Origin of the sequence: Propionicimonas paludicola (assembly GCF_002563675.1) — a bacterium.
Lineage (GTDB): Bacteria > Actinomycetota > Actinomycetes > Propionibacteriales > Propionibacteriaceae > Propionicimonas > Propionicimonas paludicola.
Genome location: NZ_PDJC01000001.1, coordinates 713263 through 724542 on the forward strand (window position 1 = coordinate 713263; position 11280 = coordinate 724542).

8 protein-coding genes are annotated in these 11280 nt (G+C 69.6%); 7 read left to right on the forward strand and 1 reads right to left on the reverse strand.

Annotated features, from left to right (window positions below; all coding sequences use genetic code 11):
- The first annotated feature begins 48 nt into the window (after positions 1-48).
- Complete coding sequence (locus ATK74_RS03245; RefSeq protein WP_098459697.1) at positions 49-1839, forward strand: DUF2207 domain-containing protein; 1791 nt, start codon at positions 49-51, stop codon at positions 1837-1839.
- 91 nt (positions 1840-1930) lie between these two features.
- Positions 1931-2914 (forward strand): DMT family protein, encoded by a 984-nt coding sequence (locus tag ATK74_RS03250; protein ID WP_098459698.1) that lies wholly within the window; start codon positions 1931-1933, stop codon positions 2912-2914.
- Here ATK74_RS03250 and ATK74_RS03255 read toward each other — a convergent pair.
- Positions 2911-3600: a hypothetical protein gene (locus tag ATK74_RS03255; RefSeq protein ID WP_098459699.1), complete on the reverse strand. Its 690-nt coding sequence runs from the start codon at positions 3598-3600 to the stop codon at positions 2911-2913. The genes ATK74_RS03250 and ATK74_RS03255 overlap by 4 nt on opposite strands.
- Before the next feature lie 115 nt (positions 3601-3715).
- Here ATK74_RS03255 and ATK74_RS03260 point away from each other — a divergent pair, with 115 nt between their 5' ends.
- From ATK74_RS03260 to ATK74_RS03280, 5 genes are all read left to right on the forward strand, one after another.
- Entirely contained in the window at positions 3716-4699 is a 984-nt protein-coding gene (locus ATK74_RS03260; RefSeq protein ID WP_098459700.1) for a DUF4192 domain-containing protein, read from the forward strand.
- A gap of 202 nt (positions 4700-4901) precedes the next feature.
- A complete protein-coding gene (gene leuS / locus ATK74_RS03265) occupies positions 4902-7373 on the forward strand; it encodes a leucine--tRNA ligase (protein ID WP_098459701.1) in 2472 nt (823 codons plus the stop codon).
- A gap of 151 nt (positions 7374-7524) precedes the next feature.
- Entirely contained in the window at positions 7525-8031 is a 507-nt protein-coding gene (locus tag ATK74_RS03270) for a hypothetical protein (RefSeq protein ID WP_098459702.1), read from the forward strand.
- Positions 8032-8148: 117 nt separating this feature from the next.
- Positions 8149-8979, forward strand: a complete 831-nt coding sequence (locus tag ATK74_RS03275) for a ComEA family DNA-binding protein (RefSeq protein ID WP_245840653.1) — start codon at positions 8149-8151, stop codon at positions 8977-8979.
- Complete coding sequence (locus ATK74_RS03280) at positions 8948-11266, forward strand: ComEC/Rec2 family competence protein (protein WP_098459703.1); 2319 nt, start codon at positions 8948-8950, stop codon at positions 11264-11266. Before ATK74_RS03275 ends, ATK74_RS03280 begins: the two co-directional genes overlap by 32 nt.
- The last annotated feature ends 14 nt before the right edge of the window (positions 11267-11280 follow it).

Consider the following 11280-nt stretch of genomic DNA (forward strand, 5'->3'; position numbering starts at 1 on the left):
AGCGGCGCACTCGTTCGCGGGGCTGGCAGGCGTTGTTAGGCTCGACGCATGAACCGGGTCTGGCGTTCCCTGCTGGTGTTGTTGCTGTCGTTCGGCTGGTTGGCGGCGGTGCCGACGGCCGCGCACGCCGACGATTCCGACGATCGGGTCACCGACTACAAGGTGGTGGCCACCTTCGATGCGTCCGGCACGGCCGCAGTGCAGCTGGACCTGAGCGTGGACTTCGGTGACACCGAGGGTCACGGACCGTATCTGGTGTTCCCGCTGCGTCAGGAGATCGCGGGCGACCTGGACCATTGGCGAATGATCGACGTCCAGGTGGGCCAGGTGACCAGCCCCAGCGGTGCGGACGCGACGCTGGAGAGCGAAGAGTCCGACGGCAACCTGGTGATCCGGGTGGGGAGCGAGGGCCGGACCTTCACCGGCATCCAGACCTACCAGGTGAACTACACGGTCAAGGGCCTGATCGCCGCCCGCCAGGCCACGTCCGGCGTGGACGAGGTGAACTGGAACGCGCTGGGCGATGGCTGGAAGATCCCCGTCGATCGGGCCGAGGTGACCGTGGTCGGCCCGGTGGACGTCACCCGAACCGGCTGCTTCTCCGGCAGCCTGTACGACACCCCGTGCCAGAGTGCCCACAACGGGACCGCCGCAACCTTCTCTGCGGAGAACCTCGGCGATGGCTCCGGCATGCAGGTGGTGGCCGGCTTCCCGGCCGGCACGTTCACCGACGTAGCGCCGCGCTACACCAAGCGCTACACCGTCCAGAACATGTTCCCGGCCAACCCGTACACCATCTCGGTGACCGCGCTGCTGAGCGTGCTGGGCCTGGGCCTGCTGATCAAGCGGACCCGTCGTCGTGATGAGGTCTTCGTGGGGCTGACCCCGGGAGTGGTCCCGGCTCCGGGCCAGCAGGCGACGGTCGGCGCTGCCGACGGCGATGCGCCGGTGGCAGTGGCCTTCACTCCGCCCAAGGAGGTGCGTCCCGGTGAAGCGGGGACGCTGCTGGACAACGTGGCCGACGACCGCGACGTGACCGCCACGATCGTCGACCTGGCCGTCCGCAATCAGATCCAGATCACCCAGACCGCTCCCGAGGAGTGGACCTTCATCCGCCGCTTCAACGCCGAGGATCAGCTCGCCGACTACGAAGAGGAGCTGCTGGAGCGGTTGTTCGCCGGCAGCAACCGGGTGACCACCGAGGATCTCCGCAATGAGAGCTATGCCGGGATGCTCACCGAGGTGCGCGGCAACCTGTACCGGCGGGTCGTCGATCTGCAGTGGTACCAGGCCAACCCGTCTCACGTGCGCGCTGCCGCCATTGGTGGCGGGATCGCACTGATCGTGGTGGGTGCCGGCCTCGGCTTCCTTGCCGGCTTCCTTGGCTGGGGCCTGATCGGCCTGGCCGGGGTGATCGTCGGCGTGGGCGTCCTGGCCCGCAGCAACCACTTCGGCCGTCGCACCGCGACCGGCTCGGCGGTGCTGGCTCAGACCAAGGGCTTCGAGCTCTACCTGACCACCGCCGAGGCCGACCAGATCAAGTTCGAGGAGGGCATCGACGTGTTCTCCCGCTACCTGCCCTACGCGATCGTGTTCGGGGTGGCCGAGCGCTGGACGAAGATCTTCCAGGAGCTGGCCGACCAGGGTCGCTACACCTTCAACCCGTACTGGTACGCCGGGTACGGCTTCGCGCCCCGGCTGGACCAGTTGGGCTCTTCGCTGAACTCCCTGGGCTCGACGATGTCCAGTTCGCTGCAGGCGGCCACAGCAGCCACCAGCGGTGGCTCCGGCTTCTCCGGCGGTGGCGGCTTCGGTGGAGGTGGCGGCGGCACCTGGTGAGGCGGGACGTCCACCTCGGCGTCCAGGCAGCGCGCGATTTAGGCGGGTGTGACTAGGCTGTGCCCGGCCGTACCCGACCAGACAGGACGACATGACCCTGCTGCCATTGTCCGTACCCGGCGTTCGGTTGTTCGAACCGAACATCGGGTTGGGAATCCTGATCGTCGCGATCGCATCTTTCGCCTTCGCCTCCGGGGCCACCGTCCAGCACCTCGCGGTCGGCCGGACGGTCACCGCAGGTGCCGAGAACCGGTCGATGGGGCTGCGGCAACTCCTCAGCCTCCTGGTGAACCCGCGCTGGCTGCTCGGACTGGGGATCGTCGCCCTCGGGGCCACCATGCACATCGTGGCGTTGATGATGGCTCCGGTGACCGTGGTGCAGCCGGTCGGCATTCTCGCGGTGCCCTGGTCGGTTCTGCTGGCCGCCAAGATCCACGGCTTCAAGCCCACTCGTCAGATCTGGATCGCCGTGGCGTTGACCATCGTGGGCATCGTGGCGTTCACCGTGATCTCGGCCAGCTTCGCCGCTCCCGTGGTGGCTCTGCCGCCGACGATGATCATCGTGTTCTGTGTGGCGGTCTACCTGATCGGGGCGACGCTGGGGCTGATCGGCGGCTTCGGTCCGGCCCGGCTGCGCTGCCTGGCCTGGGCCACCGGCGGCTCGTTCTTCTACGGACTGTCCTCGGCGCTGGTGAAGACGACCTCAGAGCTGCTCGCCGCCGGCGACTACCTGCACAGTCCGCTGTTCTGGGTGGTGGTCAGCTTCCTGCTCTGCAGCTACGCGACCGGCGGCTGGATGGTCCAGCAGGGCTACGCCAACGGTCCGGCCGAGATCGTGGTGGGTTCGATGACGACGACTGACCCGATCGTGGGGGTCACCTTCGGCATGGTGGTGCTCGGTGAGGGGGCGCTGCTCACCGTGGCGCCATCGCTGGGCATGCTGATCTCGGGGGCGGTGGCGATCTCCGGGGTGGTGCTGCTCTCCCGGTTCCATCCCGAGTCGCACAAGTATCTGGCTGCGGCTCCGGCGGCGTCCGAACCGTCGTCGGTGGCCGCCGTGGACGAGCCGGTCTAGCCCGAGATCGGCAAGGCGGACAGCTGGTCGCGGATTCCCGTCACCATGGCCAGCGTCGTATCGCCGCGGTCGGCGGCGAACCGCACCCAGCCGCGCACTTCCTGGCCTGCGAGGATCGGCTCGAAGGTCAGCGCCGGGGTCTGTGCGGACACCTGCGCCGGAGTGCGGACCTTGCCGGTGGTGTCGATCACGTTCAGTGAGTAGTCGAGGATGCCGGTGGTCACCTTGATCCGGACCAACACCTCGAGTCCGCTGGCATCCCAGTGGTGCTCAACCACTTCCCAGCTGCCCGCCGGATCCCCGCCCGGCGCAATGAAAGGCTGCCCCGGTTCAGGAGTGGCGCTGCGTCCGGGTTCGCTGCTCTGGCCGGCCGACGTCGTCGGTGAGGGGCTGGCCGACGGCGGGGTGTTGGGCCGCCAGATGGTGGTGTAGACGATCAGAGCGGCCACCAGGACGACCGCCACCCCGGCCAGGATCGGCCACGGCGAGCGGGCCGGCGCGAACTGCTCGACCTGCACCTTCGGCAACCCGCCGGAGTGGGGACCGGGTGGAGGCGGCGCCGCCTGAGGGCCGCGGTTGGCATAGGAGGCATCATCGCTGGAGCCCAGCGGGGCCGGGGTCCAGTCGGGCGCGGGCCGCCCGCTCTGCGGCTCGGGTGCAGTCGGCGGCACTGACGGGTTGGACATCGCGCCCAGGCTACCCGGTTCAGCCCATGGCTCGGATGTGGATGCGACCGGGTTCGGAGGCACGTCTTGTGGATCAGTGAACCTGACTCAGCCCGGAGGCCGACGATGACCGGGCATGAGCATCCCGCAGCAGCAGCCCCGGCTATCGGTGCGCAACTTGGACGACCTGGTCGGCGTCGTCCCGTACTTGATCGGCTTCCACCCGCAGGAGTCCCTGGTCGTGATGATCCTCAACGGCGGACGAGTGGAACTCACCGCACGGGTGGATCTGGCGCCGATCTCGGAGCCGTCCGCGCTGGCCGAGTTCTGGTCGAGACTCGATCTGCGATTCCCACTGGCCGAGCCCTGGTTCCTCACTTTCAGCGAGGATCGGGAGTTGTCCTGGTCGGTGCTGGATCGCTGCGCGCTTTTAGTCGGTGAGCACCGGCTGGGCCGGGTGGTGGCCGTCGTCGGCGACTACTGGGAGGCGGACCGGCCCGGTGGTCCGGCCGGTGCCGTCCGAGCCAGCCCGAGTGCGGCCGAAGCCGCGCTGCTCGGGCTGCCGGCCCGGGCCTCCCGAGCCGAGCTGGCCGCGTTGGTGGCCGGCCCGGACGATGACGACCTCGACCACCTGGCCGAGCGTTTCGCCACCCTCGCCGAGTTCCTCGACCAGCGTGGCGGACGGGCGCGGCGGGCCATTCTCGATCGGCTGTTGCGTGCTGCGGGGCCGCTCTCGGATGAGGACGCCGTGATGGCGGCCATCCTGGTCAGCGAGCCGGCCCGGCAGCTGAGCGTCCTGCGCAGGCTGAGTCGGCAGAATGCCGAGCAGCAGGTCGAGCTGTGGGTCTCAGTGATCGGCCGCGCGCTGACCCCGTATCGGCCTGGCCCGCTGGGCCTGCTCGGGATGGCCGCCTGGCTGACCGGCAATGGCGCGCTGATGACGATCTGCCTGGAACAGCTGGAGATGGTCGATCCGCTGGGCCCGCTGGCCACCCTGCTGGACTGGCTGAACCTCAGGGTGCTGCCGCCCGACCTCTGGCCGAGCCATCGACGGGCCTTGCTCAGTGCGGTCGCCGACCACCTCACGGTGGTGGGGGCGGCGGCCACTCCCGGCGGCTGAGCCGGCCGACCGTGGGGGTGGTCACCAGAGATCGGTGCGAAGCCGGTCCGGCGACCAATCGGATACCATGGGGCACTGTGCACAGCGCATCCCTGCTTCTTCTTTAGCCGCGACTGCTTAGGCAGACGCGGCGGCCCCTGGCGAGCCTGACGGCCCGCAGGGGTTTTTTCATGTTTCGCCACCAGCGAGGAGAGTTCAGAAAGTGACCACCGAATCGGTCCGGGTCGGCTACGACGCCGCCGCCGCTCAGGAGAAATGGCAGCGGTTCTGGGAAGCCGACGGCACGTTCACCCCACTCGACGACGGCTCGCGTGAGCGGCGCTACATGCTCGACATGTTCCCCTACCCGTCCGGCGACCTGCACATGGGCCATGCCGAGGCCTTCGTGATGGGCGACATCGTTGCCCGTTACTGGAAGCTGTGCGGCTACGACGTGATGCATCCGATCGGCTGGGACTCCTTCGGGCTGCCCGCCGAGAACGCCGCCATCGCCCGCGACGCTCACCCGGCCGACTGGACCTACGCCAACATCGACACCCAGGCCGGCTCCTTCAAGCGCTACGGACTGGGCTTGGACTGGTCGCGCCGGCTGCACACCTCCGACCCGGAGTACTACCGCTGGACCCAGTGGCTGTTCCTGCGCTTCTACGAGCGCGGTCTGGCCTACCGCAAGGACAGCTACGTCAACTGGTGCCCGAACGACCAGACAGTGCTGGCCAACGAGCAGGTCGTCCAGGGACTGTGTGAGCGCTGCAGCGCCGTGGTCACCAAGCGCAAGCTCACCCAGTGGTACTTCAAGATCACCGACTACGCGCAGCGGCTGCTCGATGACATGTCACTGATCGAGGGGCATTGGCCCGATCGAGTGCTGACCATGCAGCGCAACTGGATCGGACGCTCCGAGGGCGCCTACGTCGACTTCCAGGTCGAGGGACGCGAGGAGCCGGTCCGGGTCTTCACCACCCGTCCGGACACCCTCTACGGTGCCACCTTCTTCGTGGTGGCCCCCGAGGCCGCCCTGGCCGCAGAGATCGTCACCGACGAGCAGCGTCCGGCGTTCGAGGAGTACCTGGAGGCCACCAAGCGGGCCACCGAGATCGAGCGGCAGTCCTCCGAGCGTCCCAAGTCGGGCGTGTTCCTGGGCGTCCACGCCATCAACCCGGTGAACAACGAGCTGCTGCCGATCTACGCGGCCGACTACGTGCTGGCCGACTACGGCACCGGCGCAGTGATGGCCGTCCCGGCTCACGACCAGCGCGACCTCGACTTCGCCAAGGCGTTCAACCTGCCGGTGCGGGTGGTCGTCGAGACCGGCTTGCCTGATCCGGCCGAGACCTTCGTGGCCACCCCGGGCGACGGCAGCTATGTGAACTCCCCGGTGCTGGAGGGCCTGGCCGACAAGAAGGCCGGTATCGCGGCTATCACCGCCAGCCTGGCCGAGCAGGGACGTGGCGAGTCCGCGGTCACCTTCCGGCTGCGCGACTGGCTGCTCAGCCGGCAGCGCTTCTGGGGCTGCCCGATTCCGATCATCCACTGCGCCACCTGTGGTGAGGTGCCGGTGCCCGACGATCAGCTGCCGGTCCGGCTGCCCGACCTGCGCGGTGCGGCTCTGGCTCCGAAGGGCACCAGCCCGCTGGCCTCGGCCACCGACTGGGTGAACGTCTCCTGCCCGAAGTGCGGCGGTGCGGCGCAGCGGGACACCGACACCATGGACACCTTCGTGGACTCGTCCTGGTACTACTTCCGTTACTGCTCGCCGAACTACACCGAGGGTCCGTTCGACCCGGCCGAGGTGGCCAAGTGGATGCCGGTGGCCCAGTACGTCGGCGGTGTCGAGCACGCGATCCTGCATCTGCTGTACTCGCGGTTCTTCACCAAGGTGCTCTCCGACATCGGCCTGGTCGACTTCCCGGAGCCGTTCATGTCCTTGATGAACCAGGGACAGGTGATCAACCAGGGCAAGGCCATGAGCAAGTCGCTGGGCAACGGGGTGGACCTGGGCAAGCAGATCGACGAGTTCGGGGTGGACGCCATCCGCACCACCGTGGTCTTCGCCGGCCCGCCGGAGGACGACATCGACTGGGCCGACGTCTCGCCCGGCTCGACCCTGAAGTTCCTGCAGCGGGCCTTCCGGCTGGCCCAGGACGTCGCCAGCCCGGTCGACACCGATCCGGCCTCCGGTGATCTGAACCTGCGTCGGGCCACCCACCGCTCGGTCGCCGATGTCACCGAAGCGCTGGAGTCCAAGCGGTTCAACGTGGCCGTGGCCCGAATCATGGAGCTGGTCAACGCCACCCGCAAGGCGATCGACGCCGGGCCTGGTGCCGCTGATCCGGCCGTCCGTGAGGCCGCCGAGGCTGTCGCGGTGATCCTCAGCCCGATCGCGCCCTATGTGGCCGAGGAGATGTGGGAGCTGCTCGGTCATACGCCGTCGGTGGCCGCGGCATCCTGGCCGAAGGTCGATCCGGCGCTGCTGGTTGCTGAGCAGGTCACCTGTGTGGTGCAGGTGCAGGGCAAGGTTCGCGCCAAGCTGGACGTCTCGCCGAGCATCTCCGCCGAAGAACTCGAGGCGGTCGCGCTGGCCGATCCGGGCGTGCAGCGGGCCTTGGACGGCCGCGCCGTGCGCCAGGTGATCGTCCGGGCGCCCAAGCTGGTCAGCATCGTCCCGGCCTGATCGTTAGCGGGCTCTGGGCCGCGCGTGGTGCGCGCCCGGAGCTCGCGGCGGAGACTTCTTCGTTCGCACTCTGCGCCGCCTTCTGAGGTGCTACGGTCGCGCCATCGAGCGCATTTCGCGTGGCGCAAGGACGCATCCCGAGGGAGCGCAGATGGCTGAGCAGACAGAGATTCCCGCTTCGGCAGCGCGTGCGCGCACGGGCCTCCTCGCCCTGGTTGTCCTGCTCCATATCGCTGGCGTAGTGGTGAACTTGAACGCGGTTATCTCCGGCCGTAGCCCCAACCTCATGGAGTCGGTGGTCGCCGCAGCGTATGCAGCGAGCTGGTTCGCGTTCGCAGTGGTTGCCGGCTGGACGTCGGGCAGTCGGATGGTCAGGACGCTTGCGATCCTGTGGGCTGCCGTCCTCGCCATCTTCGGGCTCGCGCTCGCCGTCCGTGACGTAGAGCTCCTCCCGCAGGGGCTCCGCTCGGCGTTCATCCCCGTCCTGGCCGTACTGGCAACCCCGCTCTACGGTGCTTCTGGCGCGCTCCGAGTCGTTGATCCCTTGGTCGCGCTGCTGATCTGCACGGCCGTGCTGGGCTTGAGCTGTTGCGTGGTCGCGTGGCTGGCCGCTCGGGCTGCCCAGCGGCGAGCATCATCGACGCAGGTCGCCGCCTGAGCTCCTGTTGAGCGCCCGCACGTGCAGCAGTCGCCAACGGTTGTGGATCGCCGTGCCGCTCATCCACAGCCAATGCTCGGCTGAACGTCTGACAGACATGCTGCCCACTGTGAGGGCGTGAGGATTCCCGCCGAAGCTGAGTTGAGCGAGGTGGTTCGGGCTCGGCTCGAGCACCTGCTGTCCGAGCTGGAGCCTGCCGTGACCGGTGAGCCGAGGCGGGCGTGGGCTCCGAAGTCGTCCAGCGTCCCTAGCCAGGAGCCTGCGGTTCCGGTGGGGGAGTCGGCCGCTGGGGCGGGCGTGGCGGCGTCCGCTCCAGCGGTGGTGGCGCGGGTGTTGAGCTTCGGGCGTGAGCATCTGGTCGCGGTGGTGCTGATCTTGGTGGTGGGGACGGTCTGGACCGGCTACAGCCTGTTCCAGGCGCGGACGACGCCGGTGGCTGCGGCCGTGGCTCCGACGATCCTGGCCATGCCCACTCCTACCCCCACGCCGACGCCGAGTCCGGCATCGGTGCTGGTCCACGTGCTCGGCAGTGTGCACCGGCCGGGGGTGGTCCAGTTGGATGAGGGCAGTCGGGTGCAGGATGCGATCGCGGCGGCCGGTGGCCTGACCGGCGACGCCGATCCCGGTGAGCTCAACCTGGCGGCGGTGTTGGTGGACGGCTCGCAACTGAAGATCGGCACCAAGAAGCACCCCGGTGGCGAGCTCCGATCCGGTGCCACTGGTGAGCCTGGTAGCCCTGCGGGCGGGGCTGCGGAGGCGAAGATCTCGCTGAACACCGCCACCGTGGCCCAGTTGGACACGCTGCCCGGGATCGGGCCGGTGACTGCGCAGAAGATCCTCGACTGGCGCACCGAGCACGGCAAGTACACCGCCATCACCGAGCTGCAGGAGGTGGACGGAATCGGCCCCAAGACCTATGCCGACCTCGCCGCGCGCGTCCGGCTCTGACATCGACTATCGACCGCCGCTGCTGGCGTTGGCCGCGTGGCTGGGCGCCTGGCTGGGCACCGGGCTGTCGCCCCTGATCGCCCTGCTGGGGATCGCCGTGGCCGGGTTGTTCGCCGCCTTGCTGAGGCGCCGTCCGCTGATCGCCGCCGTCGCTATCACGCTGGCCTGTTGTGCAGGCCTGGCCACGCTGCATAGCTGGTCGGTGCACTCCAACCCGGTGGCCGAACTGGCCAATGACGGTGCGGTGGTGGTCGCCGATCTCGAGGTCCACCAGGGTCAGCTCAGCGACAGTTCGCCCGGCGGACCGACCTGGATCGCGACTGCCCGGCTGGTCGCGGTGGAGGGACGCGGGCAGCTGTGGCAGTCCGGAGCTGAGCTGCGGGTATCGGCCACCGGTGCGCTGCTCGACGTGTGGGAGGAACTGCCGGTGGGCAGCACCGTCCGGGCCACGGTGAAGCTCGGCCCCACCGACCCGATCGACCAGGTCAGCGGCTGGGGCAGCCTGCGTTCACCGCCGACGGTGCTGGCCGACCCGGGCCCGGTGGACGCCGCGGTGAACCACGTCCGGGCAGGCCTGCGGACGGCCGTGGCCGGCCTCCCCGAGGAACCGCGGGGGTTACTGCCGGGCCTGGTCCTGGGCGATACCTTGCAGATGCCGTCCACCCTGGTCGCCGAGTTCACGGTGGCCGGGCTGACCCACCTCACGGCGGTGTCCGGGGCCAACCTGATGTTGCTGTTGGCGGCGGTTTACTGGCTCGGCGGACGGCTGGGCGTCCTCGGCTGGTGGCGGCGCGGTCTGGGGCTGCTCACGGTGGCCGCCTTCGTGGTGCTGTGCCGGGGCGAGCCCAGCGTGCTGCGGGCGGCGGCCATGGGGCTGGTCGGGCTGGCTGCCCTGGGCTGGGCCAGCGCCGGGCAGGGGCTGCGCTACTTGTCCTGGGCGATCGTCGGGCTGGTCATGTTCGATCCGTGGCTGTCCCGCTCGGTCGGCTTCGTCTTGTCGGTGCTGGCCAGTGCCGGGATCATCTGGTGGGCCCGGCGTTGGTCGAAGGTGCTGGCGACGTGGCTTCCGGGCTGGCTGGCCGAGGCGATCGCGGTGCCGATCGCGGCCCAGCTGGCCACCCAGCCGGTGGTCACCGCGATCTCGGGACAAGTGAGCGTGGTCGGCGTGCTGGCCAATCTGGTGGCCGCGCCGCTGGTCGGACCGGCCACCGTGCTGGGGTTCGCGGCGGCCGGGCTTTCGGTGATCGTCCCGCCGGCCGCGGTGGCGCTCGGCTGGGCCGGCGGCGGCTTCGCCCAGGTGCTGTGCTGGGTAGCTCACGCGGCGACCGCGTTCCCGGGGGCGGCCGTCACCTGGCCGGCCAGCCCGGCCGGACTGGCTCTGCTGGTGGTCGGCTGTGGCGTCCTGTCCTTGGCGGCGCCGCTGATGTGGGCTCGCCCGTGGCTGAGTGTGCTGGTCGGCTTGGCTCTGGTGTTCGCGCTGATCCGGGCCCCGAGTGTGCCGGGTTGGCCGGCCAAGGACTGGCTGGTGGTCAGCTGTGATGTGGGTCAGGGGGACGCCACCGTGTTGCGGGCCGGGCCGGATGCGGCAGTCGTGGTGGACACCGGCCCCGACCCAGCTCTGGTGGATCGCTGCTTGTCCCAGCTCGGGATCACCCGGGTGCCGTGGCTGATCCTCACTCATCTGCACGCCGACCACGCCGCCGGAGTGGCCGGAGTGGCCAGGGGACGCCGCGTCGAGCGGCTGCTCTACTCGGGCGTGGAGACTCCGACCGGCAACTGGAGAGAGGCGCTGGCTGCCCTGCCCGAGGTGCCGCGCGTCGTCGCCGGTCCGGGGACGGTGATCGGGGCCGGCCAGGTCCGGGTGCAGGTGCTATCCCGGCGTCCGCTGCTGGCCCCCGGCGTCGATGATCAGGACTCGTCCGAGGAGAACGACTCCTCGCTGGTGATGCGGGCCGAGCTACCCGGCCTGCGCGTGGTGCTGGCCGGCGACGTCGAGCCGGCCGGACAGGACGCCGCGCTGGCCACCGGCGCCGACCTGAGCGCCCAGGTGCTGCTGGTGCCGCACCACGGATCGGCGCGACAGTCCGAGGGCTTCCTGCGCTCGATCGGCGCTTCGGTGGCCCTGATCAGCGTCGGCGCACACAACGACTACGGCCACCCGGCGGCCCGCACCCTGTCCACCGTCGGCTCCACCGGCGCCCGGGTCTTCCGCACCGACCGCAACGGAGCCATCGCGGTGGCGTCCGGTCCGGACGGGCTGCTGGTCACCACCCAGCGCCCGTCCTGAGCCGTCCGAGACCG

What these genes read in the sequence shown, in the direction of transcription:
- ATK74_RS03245 (WP_098459697.1), top strand. Translation starts at nt 49, where the DNA reads ATGAACCGGGTCTGGCGTTCCCTGCTGGTGTTGTTGCTGTCGTTCGGC.
- ATK74_RS03250 (WP_098459698.1), top strand. Translation starts at nt 1,931, where the DNA reads ATGACCCTGCTGCCATTGTCCGTACCCGGCGTTCGGTTGTTCGAACCG.
- ATK74_RS03255 (WP_098459699.1), bottom strand. Translation starts at nt 3,600, where the DNA reads ATGTCCAACCCGTCAGTGCCGCCGACTGCACCCGAGCCGCAGAGCGGG.
- ATK74_RS03260 (WP_098459700.1), top strand. Translation starts at nt 3,716, where the DNA reads ATGAGCATCCCGCAGCAGCAGCCCCGGCTATCGGTGCGCAACTTGGAC.
- ATK74_RS03270 (WP_098459702.1), top strand. Translation starts at nt 7,525, where the DNA reads ATGGCTGAGCAGACAGAGATTCCCGCTTCGGCAGCGCGTGCGCGCACG.
- ATK74_RS03280 (WP_098459703.1), top strand. Translation starts at nt 8,948, where the DNA reads ATGCCGACCTCGCCGCGCGCGTCCGGCTCTGACATCGACTATCGACCG.